This is a genomic window from Zobellia nedashkovskayae (genome assembly GCF_015330125.1).
In the GTDB taxonomy this organism is placed as follows: domain Bacteria; phylum Bacteroidota; class Bacteroidia; order Flavobacteriales; family Flavobacteriaceae; genus Zobellia; species Zobellia nedashkovskayae.
In genome coordinates this window covers 1,438,589-1,458,042 of the sequence record NZ_JADDXR010000002.1, presented here as the reverse complement: position 1 = coordinate 1,458,042, position 19,454 = coordinate 1,438,589, and the positions used below count along the sequence as shown (strand labels likewise).

Annotated in this window: 13 protein-coding genes; 10 read left to right on the top strand and 3 right to left on the bottom strand. The window is 36.8% G+C overall.

All coding sequences use genetic code 11. The features are described from left to right. Nucleotides 1–77 precede the first annotated feature (77 nt). A complete protein-coding gene (gene lepA, locus IWB64_RS06220; RefSeq protein ID WP_194533182.1) occupies nucleotides 78–1,874 on the top strand; it encodes a translation elongation factor 4 in 1,797 nt (598 codons plus the stop codon). A 55-nt stretch (nucleotides 1,875–1,929) separates the two neighbouring features. Here lepA and IWB64_RS06215 read toward each other — a convergent pair whose 3' ends face one another. Then, nucleotides 1,930–2,295 (bottom strand): hypothetical protein, encoded by a 366-nt coding sequence (locus IWB64_RS06215; protein WP_194533181.1) that lies wholly within the window; start codon nucleotides 2,293–2,295, stop codon nucleotides 1,930–1,932. A gap of 253 nt (nucleotides 2,296–2,548) precedes the next feature. On the opposite strand from IWB64_RS06215, the gene IWB64_RS06210 reads away from it, so the two are divergent. Further along, nucleotides 2,549–2,782: a GTP-binding protein LepA gene (locus tag IWB64_RS06210; RefSeq protein WP_194533180.1), complete on the top strand. Its 234-nt coding sequence runs from the start codon at nucleotides 2,549–2,551 to the stop codon at nucleotides 2,780–2,782. An 84-nt stretch (nucleotides 2,783–2,866) separates the two neighbouring features. Here the strand turns inward: IWB64_RS06210 and IWB64_RS06205 are convergent, their stop codons facing one another. Beyond that, nucleotides 2,867–4,735: a cation:proton antiporter gene (locus tag IWB64_RS06205; RefSeq protein WP_194533179.1), complete on the bottom strand. Its 1,869-nt coding sequence runs from the start codon at nucleotides 4,733–4,735 to the stop codon at nucleotides 2,867–2,869. 112 nt (nucleotides 4,736–4,847) lie between these two features. Here IWB64_RS06205 and IWB64_RS06200 point away from each other — a divergent pair, with 112 nt between their 5' ends. The 3 genes from IWB64_RS06200 to IWB64_RS06190 are packed head-to-tail and all read left to right on the top strand — an operon-like array spanning nucleotide 4,848 to nucleotide 10,296. Then, on the top strand, nucleotides 4,848–5,711 hold the full coding sequence (locus IWB64_RS06200) for a universal stress protein (protein ID WP_194533178.1): 864 nt from the start codon (nucleotides 4,848–4,850) through the stop codon (nucleotides 5,709–5,711). Continuing rightward, the gene (locus IWB64_RS06195; protein WP_194533177.1) at nucleotides 5,708–7,936 is read left to right on the top strand and encodes a SulP family inorganic anion transporter; all 2,229 of its coding nucleotides are present in this window, start codon (nucleotides 5,708–5,710) and stop codon (nucleotides 7,934–7,936) included. Before IWB64_RS06200 ends, IWB64_RS06195 begins: the two co-directional genes overlap by 4 nt. Before the next feature lie 50 nt (nucleotides 7,937–7,986). Continuing rightward, nucleotides 7,987–10,296, top strand: a complete 2,310-nt coding sequence (locus tag IWB64_RS06190; protein ID WP_194533176.1) for a type IA DNA topoisomerase — start codon at nucleotides 7,987–7,989, stop codon at nucleotides 10,294–10,296. Between the two features lie 15 nt (nucleotides 10,297–10,311). On the opposite strand, the gene IWB64_RS06185 is transcribed toward IWB64_RS06190, so the two are convergent. Further along, entirely contained in the window at nucleotides 10,312–12,339 is a 2,028-nt protein-coding gene (locus tag IWB64_RS06185) for a cation:proton antiporter (RefSeq protein WP_194533175.1), read from the bottom strand. A 203-nt stretch (nucleotides 12,340–12,542) separates the two neighbouring features. Here IWB64_RS06185 and IWB64_RS06180 point away from each other — a divergent pair, with 203 nt between their 5' ends. The 5 genes from IWB64_RS06180 to IWB64_RS06160 all read left to right on the top strand — a co-directional run bounded on the left by IWB64_RS06180 (nucleotide 12,543) and on the right by IWB64_RS06160 (nucleotide 19,454). Beyond that, nucleotides 12,543–13,403 (top strand): MBL fold metallo-hydrolase, encoded by an 861-nt coding sequence (locus IWB64_RS06180; protein WP_194533174.1) that lies wholly within the window; start codon nucleotides 12,543–12,545, stop codon nucleotides 13,401–13,403. Between the two features lie 391 nt (nucleotides 13,404–13,794). Then, a complete protein-coding gene (locus IWB64_RS06175; protein ID WP_194533173.1) occupies nucleotides 13,795–15,426 on the top strand; it encodes a S8 family peptidase in 1,632 nt (543 codons plus the stop codon). Nucleotides 15,427–15,432: 6 nt separating this feature from the next. Beyond that, nucleotides 15,433–17,292, top strand: a complete 1,860-nt coding sequence (locus IWB64_RS06170; protein ID WP_194533172.1) for a M1 family metallopeptidase — start codon at nucleotides 15,433–15,435, stop codon at nucleotides 17,290–17,292. Between the two features lie 86 nt (nucleotides 17,293–17,378). Next, nucleotides 17,379–17,768 (top strand): ribonuclease P protein component, encoded by a 390-nt coding sequence (rnpA, locus tag IWB64_RS06165; RefSeq protein ID WP_194533171.1) that lies wholly within the window; start codon nucleotides 17,379–17,381, stop codon nucleotides 17,766–17,768. 54 nt (nucleotides 17,769–17,822) lie between these two features. Beyond that, on the top strand, nucleotides 17,823–19,454 hold the full coding sequence (locus IWB64_RS06160; RefSeq protein ID WP_194533170.1) for a S41 family peptidase: 1,632 nt from the start codon (nucleotides 17,823–17,825) through the stop codon (nucleotides 19,452–19,454).

Genomic DNA, 19,454 nt, shown 5'->3' with positions numbered 1-19,454 from the left:
TGATACAGGATTAAAATAACGTATCTTTGCCCACTTATACGCAATAGAATTCGCTTGCCTAAATCAGTTTATCATCAATGAAGAATATTAGAAACTTTTGTATTATAGCCCATATTGACCACGGTAAAAGCACCTTGGCAGATCGTTTATTAGATTTTACGGGAGCTGTTACCGATCGAGAGAAGAAAGAACAGCTACTTGACAGTATGGATTTGGAACGTGAACGTGGTATAACCATAAAGAGTCACGCTATTCAAATGGAGTACACTTATAAAGGTGAGGAATATATTCTTAATTTAATAGACACTCCTGGCCATGTTGACTTCTCTTATGAAGTGTCTAGATCAATTGCTGCCTGTGAAGGCGCTCTTTTAGTTGTAGATGCTGCCCAAAGTATTCAAGCACAGACCATTTCTAATTTATATTTAGCATTAGAGAATGATTTAGAAATCATTCCTGTTTTGAACAAGGTAGATTTACCAAGTGCCAATCCAGAAGAAGTTACTGATGATATCGTAGATCTATTAGGCTGTAAAGCGGAAGAAGTAATTCCTGCAAGTGCTAAAACAGGGATTGGTATTGAAGAAATTCTTTCGGCTATTATAGAGCGTATTCCTGCGCCTACGGGTAATGTAGATGAGTCTTTACAAGCACTTGTTTTTGATTCTGTATACAATCCGTTTCGTGGCGTTGAAACCTATTTTAGGGTTATTAATGGCGAAATAAAAAAGGGACAAAAAATAAAATTTGTTGCTACTGATAAAGATTACTACGCTGATGAAGTAGGAACTTTAAAGTTGACACAAGAAATAAAGAAAAGTGTAAAAGCCGGTGATGTAGGGTATTTGATTACAGGTATTAAAGATGCACGTGAAGTAAAAGTTGGTGATACTATTACAGACGCGGCGAACCCTACAAAAAATGCAATAGCAGGTTTTGAGGATGTTAAGCCTATGGTTTTTGCTGGTATTTACCCTGTAGATACGGATGAGTTTGAAGAATTACGTTCTTCTATGGAAAAGTTGCAATTAAATGACGCCTCATTGGTGTTTGCTCCTGAAAGCAGTGCTGCCCTTGGTTTTGGATTCAGATGTGGTTTTTTAGGAATGCTTCACATGGAGATTATTCAAGAGCGCTTAGAGCGTGAGTTTAATATGACCGTAATTACTACGGTACCAAACGTTAGTTACCATGCATTTACGCGTAAAAATCCTGATATACCAATTGTTGTAAACAACCCTACTGATTTACCAGATCCGTCAAGTATTGATCATGTAGAGGAGCCTTATATAAAAGCTACGATTATTACGAAAGCCGATTTTGTAGGTAACGTAATGTCTTTATGTATTGAAAAAAGAGGAGTGATAACAAATCAAACCTATTTGACCACGGAACGTGTTGAGCTTACTTTTGACATGCCTTTGGCCGAGATTGTTTTTGATTTCTATGATCGCTTAAAAACTGTTTCAAAAGGGTATGCCTCTTTTGATTACGCTCCTATAGGAATGCGTCCTTCTAAACTAGTACGTGTAGATATTTTACTAAATGCACAGCCCGTAGATGCCCTTTCGGCTTTACTACATGCAGACAATGCAGTGAACATTGGTAAGAAGATTTGCTCAAAATTAAAAGAACTTATACCACGGCAACAGTTTGATATTCCGATTCAAGCGGCTATTGGTGCAAAAATAATATCTAGAGAAACTACCAAAGCCTTACGAAAAGATGTAACGGCCAAATGTTATGGTGGTGATATTTCTCGTAAACGTAAACTTTTGGAGAAACAAAAGAAAGGTAAAAAACGTATGCGCCAAGTAGGTAATGTAGAAGTTCCTCAAGAAGCCTTTATGGCAGTGTTAAAGTTAAACGATTAAAAATAATCCCTTGCTCGAAAGAACAAGGGATTTTTTCATATAATAGTTTTTAATGCTACTCCTTTATAGCTAAAATATTCTCACCTTCCATAAGTGTGGTGTTACCTAATAATTCTCCTACAGTAAATGTATCCGTCCCTTCATCATCAGCATATATAACAATATAGGAATCTTCTGATTTCATCCAAGTAAATGTAGTTTCAAAATCTAATTCACCATTATAGCTCTCTGAATAATCACCAGATAAATCTGATTTAAACACCCACTTATCTTCATAATTTGTGGTTGATTGTCCATCAAAAGTGGTACTTGATTCCATTAACCAAGTACCGATAATTACATCAGTGTCATCTTCATCTTTAGAACAACTAGTAAAGGCTACGGTACTCGCTAAAGCGAAAAATAAAAATAGTTTCTTCATAATAGATTTGGTTAAAATAGTATAGATTAAGTGATAATAAAACGGCTCATACTTTAGAATATTGCCGTAATACAATTAACAAAAAAAATCTATGTCATACCCTTTACGAAATGGTGTTCAATGTAAATTATTCTAAATCAAATACTTCTGTTATTCCTACGTATAAATATTCTTTTTCTTACAAATATTTCAAATTTTGGGCAATTTTTAATGTTAGTATCTGTTTTAATAGTGTAAAACTATTTCGCAAAAAATGACCACGTATATAGCCCATTTTAACGCAAAGCACAGAACGATTCCTTCGGAACAGAATTCCATATTTATCTGGCAACAAGAAAGTGGTGAGATAGATATTAATCTACTGGAAGATAAAATTAAAAGGGAATCATCTATACATTTTTATAGCCTTGCAGGAGATGAATACATAGACGTGAAGCAAGATGATATAGATATATTTGTTTACAAGACCATGCCTTTTTCAGGCTAGTCTTAGAGTATTACTTCCTCCAAATCATTATTCAAGAAGAATCATAAAACGTATTTAAGTATGGATATGCCTAATTATCTTGGTCTATTCTTCTTCTTTTTGGTCAATTTCAACTTCGTCCTTTGTTTCATCAACATCAAATACTTTTCCTAAGTAAACCAATCGGTATTTATCTGTGATGTCCTCAAAGTCAGTGCTAAAACTAGAAATGATCTGTAAATCACCTTTTGGCGTTTTCAAGAAGATAGGTACAATATTTTCATCTGCTTTGGTAATTTCTATTAGTGCCTCGTAATGTTCCTTATCCTTTAATTCTATCTCATGCACTGCAGGAAATTTTCTTGCGGTTTCCGTTAATTTGATAAAGTCATCGGTATGTGAAAACAGTCCTTCTTTAGGATTATTTTCTGGATTATTCATCTCATCGGCATTTACCAACCTAAAAGAACCATTAGCTCCAAAATCTTTACTAAAATTATTAACCGCATACTTATTAATCTCAGAGTTCCCTGTCAATGCCATAAGATAGCCTACATCATTAAGTTCTATATTGTCTGTCAGTGTATCAGAATAAATATTTGCGGTAAAAGCCTCAAGGCCTAATTTCTTGGCTTTGTTTATGTTTGTTTGATTATTATCAATTAAAACTACATGACGGTTGTTCTTATTAAGATAATCCGCAATAAGACGAGATGCTTTTGATGCTCCTATAATTAGTATACCTTCCGATTTGGTCAAAAACACACCTACAGATTTCGCAAATAAACGTGCTGTAGTGGCGTTCAAGAGAACCGTTCCCAATACAATCATGAATACCAAAGGTGTAATAAATTCAGCACCAGGCTCTCCTTTAGCGAGAAGCTTAGAACCAAACAGTGAGGCAATACCGGCAGCAACGATACCTCTTGGCCCAACCCATCCTATAAAAAGTTTTTCATTGAATTTCAGGTTTGAACCGGATGAACTTAGAAAGACACCTAGCGGTCTAATCACAAAAACAATAATAGCAAACAGAGCTGCAGTTCTCCAATTAAAAATCAATTCAAGGTCAGAGATATTAATATTCGCGGCCAATAAAATAAACAAGATAGAAATCAATAAAATACTTAATGATTCTTTGAAGTATAAGAGTTCTTTAATGTTTGGAAGATCCGTATTACCCATAACCATACCCATAACAACGACTGCTAAAAGACCAGATTCATGTGCAAAGGAATCGGACATTACAAAAACAAGAAGCACTGTAGAAAGCGATGCCACGTTCAATAAATAATGCGGAATAAAATTCTTTTTAATAGCAAAGGTTAGCGCATGTGCGAATGTAAAACCAAACGTGAAACCAAAAAGTAAAATCTTACCGAACTCTATTAAAGCGGTTATTGTATAGGCTTTCCCCTCTCCTACACTTATGAATTCAAAAACCAATACGGCTGCCAAAGCTCCAATGGGATCAATTAATATTCCCTCCCATTTCAATACTGCCGAAACATCTTTCTTTAAAGGGATATTTCTTAAGATGGGTGTTATTACCGTAGGTCCCGTAACAATAATTAAAGCCGAAAACAAGAAAGAAACCTGCCAGCTCAACCCAAAAATATAGTGCGCGGCAATCCCTGCACAAACAAATGTGACCAATGACCCTAACGTAATTAGTTTCGTTATAACTGGACCTACATTTCTAATTTCCGAACGTTTTAGAGTTAACCCGCCTTCAAAAAGAATAATACTTATGGCAAGCGAAACAAAATAGTAGAGTGAATCGCCAGGGAAGAGTCCTATTTCTCCATTCCAGATAGGCTCTATGAGTTTTTGTCCATCAATAGTATACAAAGAGGCGATTGGCCCCACTAACAGCCCAATTAGGATTAAAGGAAGAATTGCAGGTAACTTTAGACGCCATGCAAACCACTGCGCTAATATTCCTAAAATGATGATTCCTGCAAGTTCTACCATAGCTTTTTCATTAAGATTGAAAAATAACTATTTTATCTGAAAAAATAGAATTGAATAAGTCAAGATATTCCTTTTTTATTATTATGCTATATTGGGCTCCCGTTATCTAATCATGGCATCAGAACTACAACCGTTTAAAACTATTTTATTTGGCTTTGCTTTCTCTCCTTCTTTGAGGGCTAATGTTATTGAAACTGCGCGTATCGCAAATTTCTTTGGTGCGAAGCTGATATTATTACATGTAGGAGAAAAGTCATCGGAGAAATCGAATCAAATTAATCAGATTCTTGAGCAAACGGCGCATAAAAATTTAGAAGTAGAAATTCAATGGGAAAGTGGTGATCCATATGATGTGATTTCAAATACTTGCAAAACATCAAAAATTGATTTATTGATTCTTGGTGCCATGCAACATGAAAACATGTTTAAGTTTTATGTGGGTTCCATAGCAAGAAAACTAACCCGTAAAGTGTGTTGTTCTGTTTTGCTTCTCATAAAACCATCTGCCGAACGCGTACCTTGTAAGCATATTGTTGTAAATGGCCTTGATGCACCTGAAACCCATTTTGCCATAACCAATGCTTTTTATGCCGCTAATGCCCTTGGTGCGCAGCAGTTGACCATCGTAGAAGAGATATTACAAAAAGAAATACATGTAACGGTAGAAGATGATCGCTCGCTTAAAAAAGCGAACCTAATGAAGGAACGCTTAAAGCATCGCGAAGAATCTAGAGTACGTAAGATAATTAATAACCTACCTCCATATCTAACAGATAACATTACCGTAAAAACACAAAGTATTTTTGGTAAAAGAGGGTATTCTATTGGACATTATGCAGAAGTGGTTAGGGCTGATCTATTGATTATGAACGCCCCTTCTAAAACCGGTTTTTTAGACCGTTTGTTTCCTCATGATATTGAATACATACTTTCAGACCTACCAACCGACCTTTTAATCATAAGAAAAACTAATTGACTCAAAAAACCAGTCACTCCAAGACTTTTACAAAAGCACTTCCTAAAAATTTATTTTCTGGTTTTGTAGTATCTCTAATAGCCCTACCATTAGGTTTGGGTCTGGCTTTAGCAAGCGAGGCTCCGCCTATATCAGGTATTATTGCGGCGGTAGTTGGTGGTCTGGTGGTCTCTATCCTGGGTGGTTCCAACGTCACAATTACTGGTCCGGGTAATGGATTGGTTATTGTACTCTTGGGTGCTATTACAACTCTTGGTGGTGGTAATATGTACCAGGGCTACCTATTTACCCTTGCGGCCATTGTTATATCCGGTATTTTGATGTTACTCTTAGGATTTCTTAAACTGGGAAGGTTGGCCGACTTTTTTCCTGCTTCCGCCATTGAGGGAATGCTTGCTGCAATAGGACTCGGAATCTTATCAAAGCAATTTCATATCATGGTCGGAAACAATGAGGCCTCTGGAAGTATTGTTGCCCTTTTAGGAAAAATACCAGTGGCTATCGTTGCGTTATTTCAGAATCCTGATAGCAGTATGCTTATTGCGGCGGCAATAGGTATTATCAGTCTACTAATTATGATTTTTTATTCCAAAATAAGGAATCCTTTCTTCCATCTAGTACCTGCCCCAATGTGGATTTTAATTCTATCCATTGGATTTAGTTACTTTTTTGTGTGGACGGATGCTCCCTACCCAATGAATGATGAATATTTGGTAAACATACCTGATGATGCCATTAGAAACATGGCTTTTCCTGATTTCTCCAAGATTTTAGAAACAGATTTTATTCTTGCTGTTTTAGCTATAACCCTAATTGCCAGTATTGAATCCTTATTAAGTATTAAAGCGGTAGATAAGCTTGATCCTCTTAGCAGACGTTCAAATGTTAACAAAGACCTTAAAGCTCTTGGGCTAGCAACAACACTAAGTGGTTTAGTAGGCGGTTTAAATGTAGTAACCGTTATTGCCAGAAGTTCTGTAAACGTAAATAACGGCGCTACAAATCGCTCGGCAAATTTATTTCATGCGCTCTTTTTGGTCATCTTTATTTTGCTGTTTCAAGACCAATTAAGACGAATTCCCCTCGCAGCATTAGCTGCAATTTTAGTCTATACGGGTTATAAATTAGCAACCCCAAAAACTCTTCAAAAAATTGCTAAAATCGGTAAAGAACAAATTCTCATATTCTTGGCCACGCTATTAACTACATTGTTCACCAATTTAATTACAGGAATAAGCGTTGGTATTTTGGTGACATTTATTGTTCATGTGCTGATGAACAAAAGCATGTCCTTGTTTCTTAGCCATATTTCAAAACCAAACGTGCTTCTTTTTAAGGAAAACGAAGGCGGAAATTTTTATGTGAGTATTAAATACTTCTGTAACTTTTTGAATTTCTATAAGTTGAAAAATAAATTAGATGTTATTCCAGAAACCGAGAACGTCATTTTAGATTTTTCACTCTGCACTTTCGTAGATCATACTGCTATGGAAGGTTTGGAAAACTACGCCGAAACTTTTTCCAAAAAAGGAGGTAGTTTAGAAATTATTGGCCTTGACAAGCACGGAGCTGATTCAACACATCCTTTTGCTATACGAAAAGTGCTTCCAATTCATAAACTAAAACAAATTGGTCGGTACTTTACCAAAAGACAAGGCCTATTAGAAAGTACTGCAAAAGAGCTTAAATGGACCTATAACGCTAAGAAAAACAAAAAAACTAAGTTCTTAAGTAGCTTTGTTTTCTTTAGAAGACGTCAAATTCCATATATCTACAATACCCTGTCTGATAAACAAGGTAAATACAATCTGTTTGACGTAGAGTTTACAGAAGGTGCCTTTATAGCCTACGAGGTGGTAAAAACCACTGTAATGCATATGCAACTAGAAGATGAAATTCCTGTTTTCACTTTAGATAAAGAAGGCCTTTTAGACTTTAAATACAGCTTAGCTGGTTTCAAAGATATTGACCTTGATGACCACCCTGATTTTAATAAAAGATTCTACCTAAGCGGAGAAAATCCAGAAAATATTAAAGCATTGTTCACTGATGAGTTAATTTTGTTTTTAGAAAGTAACCTTTACTATCATATAGAATCTAATGGCTCATCCCTTTTAATTCTAAAGAAAGAAAGGCTACTTAGTGTTACTGAAATAAAAGCAATGCTCTATTTCAGCAAGCAACTTTGTGAGTTGGTTAGCAGTACAGTCGTCGTCAGCGCATAATTACAATACCGTTTAAACTAGCTTCGCATTATTAAATTTCAGCATATAAAATGAAAGTCTGTATAGCCGAAAAACCATCTGTAGCAAGAGAAATTGCTTCCGTTCTTGGGTGCAACACCAAGCGTGATGGGTATTATGAAGGTAATGGTTATGCTGTAACATATACGTTTGGGCACCTTTGCACGCTTAAGGAACCAAACGATTACAAACCGCATTGGAAAAGCTGGGATTTAAACAATTTACCCATGCTTCCAGAACGCTTTGAAACTAAAGTTTCTAAAGATTCTGGTATTACAAAACAGTTTAAAATTATAAAACAGTTATTTGATAAAGCAGATGTTGTTATAAATTGTGGGGATGCCGGCCAAGAAGGAGAGCTAATACAACGTTGGGTTTTAAATCAAGCAAATTATAAGGGTAAGGTGGAAAGACTTTGGATTTCTTCGCTTACAACCGAAGCCATAAAAGAAGGTTTTACTAACCTAAAGCCATCTGAAGATTACGATAATTTATATTACGCAGGTTTTTCCCGAGCCATCGGAGATTGGCTTTTAGGCATGAATGCCACTCGTTTATACACTTTAAAACATGGTGGTTACAAGCAAGTATTATCTGTTGGCCGTGTGCAAACACCAACATTAGCTATGTTAGTTAACCGGTTTAAGGAAATAGAAAATTTTAAACCACAACCGTATTGGGAATTGCAAACTCTCTATCGCGATACTTTATTTAGCTACGAAGAAGGGCGTTTTCTTAAGGTTGAAGACGGAGAAAAACTAGCAAATATTGTAAAAGAACACGATTTTGAAATTGTATCTATCACTAAAAAGGCAGGAAATGAATACGCTCCAAAGCTGTTTGACTTAACCGGCTTACAAGTATATTGTAATACGAAATTTGGCTTTTCTGCAGATGAAACTTTAAAGATTGTCCAAAAACTATACGAACAAAAAGTAGTTACTTATCCTAGAGTTGACACCACGTTTTTACCAAACGATGTATACCCAAAAGTACCCGGAATACTTCAAAAATTAACGAATTACGCAGCTTTAACAGCGCCATTGCATGGAAAAAAATTAAAGAAAACGAAAAAGGTTTTCGATGATAGTAAAGTAACGGATCACCACGCAATAATACCAACTGGGCAGCAAATGAATTTGCAATACAACCAGCAACAGGTTTATAATATCATTGTACGCCGTTTTATTGCCGTGTTTTATCCAGATTGTAAAGTCTCAAACACTACAGTAATTGGTAAAGCCGAAAAAGTAAAGTTTAAAACTACAGGAAAAGAGATTTTAGAAAAAGGTTGGCGTGTTGTTTTTGAAACTCCAGATTCTCCGTCTAAAGAATCAGGAATACTACCAACTTTCGTAAAAGGCGAAAAAGGACCACATGAGCCCTCGTTTTTAGAAAAACAGACCAAGCCACCAAATCAATTTACTGAGGCCTCCCTCCTACGCGCTATGGAAACCGCAGGAAAGCAGGTTGATGATGACGAGCTTCGCGAGATTATGAAAGAAAACGGTATTGGCCGTCCTTCTACTCGCGCCAATATTATTGAAACATTATTTCGAAGAAAGTATATAAAACGAAATAAGAAGCAAGTCATCCCAACAGTTATTGGCATACAACTAATAGACACCATTCAAAATGAACTATTAAAATCTGCTGAGCTCACTGGTAAATGGGAAAAGCAATTAAAAGACATTGAAAAAGGAACGTTTAGTGCTGGAAGCTTCATTAAACAGATGAAACAAATGGTAGACCGTTTGGTGTACGAAGTACGAAGTGAAACCAAGAAAGCCAATATCTCGTCCGTAAATAATAAACCTGCTGGCGCAAAGAAAAGAGTAACCAAGAAAACCTCGGGAATAACGGCAGAAAAATGTCCAAAATGTAAGAATGGATCACTTCTTAAAGGGAAAACAGCCTATGGTTGTTCCGAATTTAAAAAGACTTGCGACTTTGTTATTCCATTTATATTTGAGGGTAAAACCATTTCAGAAAAACAATACGTAAGATTATTACAAAAAGGGTCTACCGTAAATCTAAAGGGCTTTAAAGTGAATGATGCCACTGTTGAAGGACTTGTTAGATTTGATGATGATTTTAAACTAAAGTTAGAGCCTAAAAAACATTTACCTCCTAAAAATGTTAAGGTTTCAACAACCACTTCAGAAGAAAATATTTGTCCAAAATGTAACAAAGGCACTATTTTAAAAGGGAAAACGGCTTATGGTTGCAGTGAATATAAAACTGGTTGTGATTTTAGATTCAGTTATGATGAGATTCGTAAAAAAGCTAATGGGCACCAACTAACAAAGGATTTGGTTTATAAAATACTTCAAGAAAACTAACCGTATTGGTATTCCTTATGGGTAAATAATTATTCTACTATAAGAGTTGAAGTATCCTTCTATTTTTTTTGGAATATTATCTAATGCCCCTATATGAGAAACGCTTCCTTTACGGGCAGAAACAAGAATAAAAAGGTCATTAACCTGAATTTCTTTGGAAATTATTAAAAAGTCATCCCAATTGGTCAGGTTATTAAACGTAAGGGATAATTTAATCTTCCTGCTTGTTAAATACTCTTTTATATACTTTTCGGTATCATCGTTACAATACAGCACTATAGGCACACTTATTTCAGAAGCTAGTAATACAATTTTGTCTACCCACTGTTTAAAACCTTTCTCCCTTTCAGCCAATTTTGGAACTGCTAATAGTATACGTCTATGGTTGGTTAAAGGCACATGAAAGTGGCAAATAAATAAAAGTTTATCTGTTTGGTTCAATACGCTATCCATCTTTTCGCCAACTAATTTTTCTATGAACCCGGTGTTTTCCGGCCAACCCATAATAATAGTATCTACCATAGTTTCACGAGCTGTACGCACAATTCCCGCAGCGGGGTTTAGGTCTATTGTTGCCGCTAAATTGGCTACCGTTTCTGAGGCTGTTGCTTCTTTTACCAAAAGCTCTAAACGCTCCTTGGATTTCATAATATTCCTTTCAGCCTGAATGTTGTTTGGTACTACGGTTAGAATGGTAATGGGGTGCGTAGATTTTTTGTCCTTTATTAAAATAGCGAACTCTAAGGCTTTATCCATATTAGCAGGATTCGCAATAGGCATTAGTATGTGCTCGTTTTTAAATACAGTAGTCATTGATTCTTCGTCAAATTCTTCAGCCTCTGAATCAACAACAATTCGTTTTGCCGCTTTTTCTGTAACAAAAGAGGCTATGATGCAGGTAAAAAGTATAAGAATTACGGTTCCGTTTAAGATATTACTATCTAATATTTTCGCTTTATAACCCACCAAGATTACCGCTAATGTTGCCGCGGCATGGGCGCTACTTAGTCCAAAAATCAAATTGCGTTGGTTAACAGAGTATTTATACACCACTTGCGTTACAAAAGCAGCTAGCCATTTCCCAAAAATTGAAACTACCGTTAATGTTGCAGCAATAATAAGTGCCATGGGACCGCTAAGAATCACCTTTATATCTACTAACATGCCAACGCTAATCAGGAAAAAAGGGATAAAAAGTGAGTTGCCAATAAACTCTATGCGATTCATAAGTGCGGATGAGTGCGGTATAAGCCTATTTAATGCTAAACCTGATACGAATGCACCTATTATGGGTTCAAAACCTGCAACTTCGGCTAGAAAAGCAGCAAAGAAAATAATAGCTAACACAAAAATGTAATGCGAGTGTTTTTCGGTCTGCATTTTCTGAAAGAACCAAGCGGCTACTTTTGGTACCACCTTGAACATTATCAATGAAAAGACAATGAGGGAAACAATCATCTTAACCCAGAAACCTAAACCTAAGTTACCTTCATGAGACCCCATAATAACCGCTAAGATTAGCAGAACGGCAGTGTCTGTCAATATCGTCCCGCCTACTGTTATGGCCACAGCCTGATTCTTAGAAACCCCAATCCTACTCACTATAGGGTAAGTCACCAAGGTATGTGTGGAAAACATACTCGCGGTTAAAAAACTGGCATCCACACCATACCCTAAAATATAATGGCAAACCGGAAAACCTACAATCAAAGGAATACTAAAGGTTAGAAGGCCAAAAAGTAAACTTTTGTTTCTGTACGCCCTGAATTCGTTAATATCTAATTCAAGTCCTGCTATGAACATAATATATAAAAGACCAATAGTAGAAAAGACTTGTACAAAGAGTCCTTCTTCCAATAACTGTAACCCGTGAGGTCCTATAATAATGCCCGATAGAATGAGGCCAATAATTCCGGGTACACGAATTTTGCTCAGCAAAATGGGCGCCAGAAGTATGATAAAAAGAATTAGGGAAAATATTAAAACGGGATTGTCCAGTGGTAACCTGAAGTGTTCACCCAAATGATTTAAAAATTCTTCCATAGATTTCCAAATTAAAAATCACATAAACTCAAAGTCAGTTTTTTCGTAAAAACTCAACTTATTCTCGCTACAAAAGTGAATCAAGAGCAATGGCTAAAAAACAACAAAAATCGATCTGTACTTGTTAAATAAAACCCAATAAAATGCCAATGGTTCAAATATCTATAGCGCTTTTAATACTTTGTTATTCTCAATATATCTAGATGGAACTATACCCCATAGAAACAGGAAATTTTAAACTAGATGGTGGTGCTATGTTCGGCGTAGTACCAAAAGCCATTTGGCAACATACGAACCCCGCAGATGCCAACAATCAAATAGATATTGCTGCTCGCAGCTTACTTATTGAAGATGGTAATAGACTAATTTTGATTGACACAGGAATGGGCAACAAACAGTCCGATAAATTTTTTGGCTATTACAACCTTTGGGGAAACCATTCTATTGATAGCTCTCTAAAGAAATTGGGTTTTCATCGGGATGATATTACCGATGTCTTCTTAACACATCTGCATTTTGACCATTGCGGAGGATGCATTCAATGGAACAAAGACAGAACGGGCTATGAGCCCGCTTTTAAAAATGCTGTGTTCTGGACAAACGAAGACCATTGGAAATGGGCTACGGAACCCAATGCACGTGAAAAAGCTTCCTTTTTAAAGGAAAATCTTCTACCGATGCAAGAAAGCGGACAGCTGAAATTCATTGAAAGAACATCTGACAAGTTCCAGAGTGAATCAGAATTAGGTTTTGGCTTTCACTTTGTAGATGGCCATACGGACAAGCAGATGCTACCCCAGATTTCGTATAAAGGAAAACAATTGGTGTTTATGGCTGATTTATTACCTACCGTAGGACATATTCCTTTACCGTATGTGATGGGTTATGATACCAGGCCACTTTTAACCCTTGCAGAAAAAGAATTGTTTCTAAATAAAGCTGTTCAAGAAGAATACCTTTTGTTTTTTGAGCATGATGCACACAATCAGCTAGGTACTCTTAAGCAAACCGAAAAAGGAGTGAGATTAGATGACATCTACACCTTTGACCAAATTTTTAATTAAGGTCGTTAGTTCGTTCAACTAAAAAAGGACTTAATCACGAAAAATAATTTCGTATACGAAACTGTATTTTTACCAGTGTTTTATGGTACTAAGGTTAATAACCTATTTTTTTATAGCCGATTTTTAAAAAAGCATTTGAAACTAAAAATAAGTAGTTGAAATAGTAAAATGAAGGTTGTCATTTTGTTCCGGGTTCAAAATTATTCAACCTTTTTCAGATAAAAAAATCATAAAAACATTATGATTTGGTTAAAAAATTGTGCCAAATCTTACCTTTGCAGCCATTTATGTTAAACTACTGAGTTGGTTCATGGGCAGATAAAGCCTTTTTTTAACCATTCACTCACTATAATTTTAAAACTAAAACAAACACTAAACTCAATTCAATAATATGACTTCATTTTTTTCGAAACCTTTATTAGGTTTATCTGCTGCCCTTGTTCTTATGGGTTGTGGCTCTACAGCGTTAGTATCTACTCCAATTGAAAGTATTGATACTACTCCATTAAAAATATCCGATTTATCAGATGCCCAGAAAAAAAACTGGGGACATTTAGACCTTGTTTCCGATACCATTCCAGGTATGAGCGTTGATAAGGCCTATGCAGAAATTATAAAGAACAAAAAAGGTGAAACGGTTATCGTTGCCGTTCTTGATTCTGGTATGGATTTAAAGCATGAAGATTTAGATGATGTGCTCTGGACCAACAAAGGAGAAAAAGCTGGTGATGGTATTGACAACGATAAGAACGGTTATGTTGATGATATTCATGGATACAATTTTTTAGGCGAATCATACAATGAGCAACTAGAAGCTACGCGTATAGTGAGGTTAAAATTGGGCGATGCTTCACTACAGGCCAAAGCCAAAACAAAAGTTGATACCGAATATGCTAAAGCATTGCAACAAAAACAACAGTACGAGCAAATTTTTCAAACTGTTAAGAATGCCGATGATGCCGTTAAAAAGGAATTAGGCAAAGACCTTTACACCGCAAAAGACTTAGCGGGCATTGAAACAACAGATGAAGGCATGCTGCAAAATATTGCCATTTTAACTCAAATGTTGAGCTACGAAGATTCTATTCCTGAGGTTCTAGAGCAAGTTGAAGCAGGAGTAAAACACTTCTCCGATCAGTTGAACTATAACTACAATGTAGATTTCAATGGCCGTAAAGATGTAGGTGATGATCCTTATGACATTAATGATCTTGGTTATGGTAACGGAAACCCACAGAATCGCCAAGAAGATGAAAGCCACGGTACACACGTTGCCGGTATTATTGGAGCGGAGCGTAATAATGGCAAAGGAGCTAACGGTGTTGCAAACAATGTTGCAATAATGAGTATCCGTGCCGTTCCAAACGGTGATGAATATGACAAAGATATTGCTTTAGGTATTCGCTATGCAGTAGATAATGGAGCAAAAGTGATTAACGGTAGTTTCGGAAAATCTTTTTCTCCTGAAGCTAAATGGGTTTATGATGCTATTAAATATGCAGCAGAAAAAGACGTTCTTTTTGTACATGCAGCAGGTAATGAAGGTGCGGATTTAGATGATCCTGCCAACCCTAACTTTCCAAATGATCAAGTAGACAACGGTCCCGAAATTGCAGACAATGTTCTTACGGTAGGTGCATTATCGTCTAAATACGGTTCTGAAATGGTTGCTTCTTTCTCTAACTACGGTGATGTAAACGTTGATGTTTTTGCCCCAGGCGATGAAATTTATTCGTCAATGCCAGGTAATGACTATGAATTTCAAGGAGGTACTTCAATGGCATCCCCTGCCGTTGCCGGTGTTGCTGCCCTAATTCGTTCTTACTATCCAAAATTGACTGCTTCTCAGGTAAAGCATATAATTATGGAATCTGGTCTTGCGCCAACAACAAAAGTAATTTTGAGCGGTGATGCTTCTAAAACGGCTACCTTGGATGAAGTTTCTACTTCAGGTAAAATCGTAAATACTTACAATGCACTTATCATGGCCGATAACGTATCTACCGGTAAAATAAAACTATAATATACCATGAAGTATTTTTTTAAAGGGATTGCTGCCGTAATGCTCTTATTGAGCCAAGCGGCTATTGCACAAAACGGTTCGTACTGGCAACAGCATGTGGATTACAACATGGAAGTGGACATGAACGTAGAGAACTTTCTGTATACTGGTACCCAAAAACTGGTCTATACGAACAATTCTCCAGACGAGCTTACTCGCGTGTACTACCACTTATTTTTCAATGCCTTTCAACCTGGAAGTGAAATGGATATGCGTTTACAAAGCATTCCTGATCCAGATGGTAGAATGACCGATGAAGAAAAGAATAGCCGTATTGCTGCATTGAAGGAAAATGAAATCGGTTATCTCCATGCTACGTCACTAACTCAAGATGGCGTTAAAGTAGATTTTGTTGAAGAGGAAACCATATTGGTAGTTGAACTGGCAAAACCACTTCCTCCTGGTGGCAAAACCACTTTTGAAATGGAATTTAAAGGACAAGTTCCTGTTCAAGTACGTCGCTCAGGAAGAAATAGTGCGGAAGGTGTTGCGCTATCTATGAGCCAATGGTATCCAAAACTGGCCGAATATGATTTTGAAGGCTGGCATGCTGATCCATACATTGCACGTGAATTTCAAGGCGTTTGGGGCGATTTTGATGTAAAGTTGACTATTGATAAGAATTATGTAGTTGGAGGTACTGGTTACCTTCAAAACCCTCAAGAGATTGGTCATGGGTACGAAGCACCGGGCACCAAAGTGAAAAAACAAAAAGGAAAAACCCTTACTTGGCACTTTAAAGCACCAATGGTACATGATTTCATGTGGGCTGCCGATCCTGAATACATACATGATACTTTACAAGTTGAGAATGGGCCTATGCTTCACTTCTTGTACAAAGACAATAAGGATATTTTAGATAACTGGAAGAAACTTCAACCTAAGACTGCTGAGTTTATGAAGTTCTTCAGCAAGAATATTGGCGAGTATCCTTATGAGCAATATTCAGTTATTCAAGGAGGCGATGGTGGTATGGAGTATGCCATGGCAACTTTAATTACAGGAGAACGCAAATTTGGAAGCTTGGCTGGTGTTACTGCACACGAATTAGCGCATTCTTGGTTTCAGCATATTTTAGCTACCAATGAATCCAAACACGAATGGATGGATGAAGGCTTTACCACTTTTATCTCTACATTGGCTATGAACGAAGTAATGGAAGAGAACAAGGAAAACCCTTTCGAAGGCTCTTACAAAGGATATTATAGTTTGGTAAATTCTGGTAAGGAACAACCACAAACTACGCATGCAGACCGTTATGACCTTAATTTTGCCTACGGTATTGCTGCCTATAGCAAAGGTTCCATTTTCTTGTCTCAACTCGGTTACGTCATTGGACAGGATAAATTAATGGAGACTATTCATAAATATTATGAAGACTTCAAATTCAAACACCCTGTTCCGAATGACATTAAGCGTACTGCCGAAAAAGTATCCGGTATGGAACTAGATTGGTATTTAACAGATTGGACCCAAACTACGAACACTATAGATTACGGTATTACCGAGGTTAAGGATAATGCTGGTAAAACCGAGGTTTCTATGGTCCGTACAGGAAATATGCCAATGCCTCTAGATATTTTGGTCATCTATGAAGACGATACAAAAGAGACGTTCTATGCGCCATTGCGCATGATGCGTGGCGAAAAAGAAAATCCATTTCCACAAATAGACCGAACGGTATTAGAAGATTGGCCTTGGGCACAATCTAACTACAGTTTTACAATTAATAAGCCAATTGCTAGTATTAAGGCAGTTGTAATAGATCCTTCTCAACTTATGGCCGATATTAACCAAGAGGATAATGTTTGGCAGAATATAAAGTAATTGACAACGAAAAGTCGTTATCCTTTATTCAATGATTAGATTTGCAATTGCCCCCGTTAACGGGGGCAATTTTTTAAAATACCTTTATGGCCGACTTCACTTTCCCGAAAAAAGAAAAGCTGAAAAGCAAAAAGCTTATCGAGCAATTGTTTGCTGAGGGGAAGCCTGTTTCTGCATTTCCTATAAAACTTATTTATCTTCCTACTGACTTTATAGAAGACACCCGCATAAAAATCGGTGTGGCGGTTCCTAAAAAGAATTTTAAAAGTGCTGTAAAAAGAAATCGCATCAAGCGTCTTATGCGAGAAAGTTATAGACTTAACAAACACCTAGTTTTTAACAATAGTGAAGGCTCTTTTGCGTTTCTATTTTTATACCTTGGTAGAGAGATGCCGTCTCAAAGCAATGTTGAAAAAGCCATGAAAGACGTAATGAAACGTTTTTTGAGCAAAAACATTCCAGATTCAGGCAGCTAGATTTAGAAACATAAAAATGGTCCACGACCAAAAACTCATCAAATTAGAGAACAAATGAAAAAGATGCTAGGCAAAAAAATATTAATTCCAGCCTTTGCAATAGTCATTTTGGTGGCAGGTAGTAGTTTCGTGAAAAGCGATTTTTTCGAAATTGCCAAGCAAATAGAAATCTTTACTACCCTGTTCAAGGAATTGAACATGAACTACGTAGATGAAACCAATCCGGCAGAACTAATGGATACCGCCATAAAGAATATGCTAGATGACCTTGATCCTTATACCAAGTTTTTAAACGAACAAGACGTAGAAACCTATCGTATTAACAATGCTGGGGAATATTCCGGTATTGGCGCTTTGGTGCGTTCATTTGAGGACAAGTTGTTGATTATTGAGCCTTACAAAGATTATCCTGCAGATAAGGCTGGACTAAAAGCTGGCGATGAGATTATTAAAATAGGCGCTATTAGTGTTTCGGACTTTGACAATAACGCTAGTGAACTCCTAAAAGGAGCTAATAATACTGCTGTTGAAGTTACGTACAACAGACAGGGCGAAACAAAAATAGCAACCATTACCCGTGCAGCTGTAGAAGTAGATGCCGTACCATTTTATAAGATGATAGATGACAAGACAGGGTATATTGTTCTGTCTAGATTTAACGCAAAAGCCTCTGCCCAAACAAAAGAAGCCCTTATTGACCTTAAAACTAAGGGCGCTGAAAAGATTGTATTGGATTTAAGGGACAATCCTGGTGGCCTACTTTCGGAAGCTATAAATGTTACCAACCTTTTTATTGAAAAAGGGGAGCTGATCGTAACGACCAAATCAAAGGTCAAAAAATTCAATTCAGAGTACAAGACCAAAAACAAACCAGTGGATACAGAGATTCCGCTAGTGGTTTTGGTGAACGGCAGCAGTGCATCGGCAAGTGAAATTGTATCCGGGGGATTACAGGATTTAGACCGCGCTGTAATTATGGGTGCACGTAGCTTCGGGAAAGGGTTAGTACAGCGTCCGTTGAAGCTAACTTATGGTACGCAGTTAAAAGTTACTATAAGTCGCTATTACACGCCTTCTGGGAGATGTATACAATCATTGGACTATTGGAACCGGGATGAGGACAATAATGCGGTTAAAAAGAGCGCTTTTAAGGACTTTACTACCCGTAACGGTCGTAAGGTGCAAGATGGTGGTGGTGTTTTACCGGATATTGAAGTTGCGGCAACCAAAGCAAATGAACTCACTACCGCCCTACTGAACAACAATGTTATTTTTGATTACGCTACAAACTACTTCTACAAGCACCAAATGGATGACGTGGCTAACTTTAAATTTTCCGATAAGGATTATGCGGATTTTAAAACCTTCGTTTCCAAAAGCGACTTCTCATACGAGACCAAAACCGAAAAAACTTTAAGAGCGGCCATGACCAACCGTGAAGAGGTTATTTTTAACGATGCTATAGAAAATGACTTTAAAACGTTATTGTTAGATATCGAGAAAAGTAAAATTGTTGCTTTAGATGATTATCAACGTGAAATTAAAAGTAAGCTTCAAGATGAAATCGTTAAGCGTTATTTCTATCGTGAAGGGTTGTATGATTATTACTTAAAAAATGATGATGCCATTTTAGCGGCCACCGAACTTCTAAGTAACGAAACCAAATATTGGGGTATCTTAAAATAA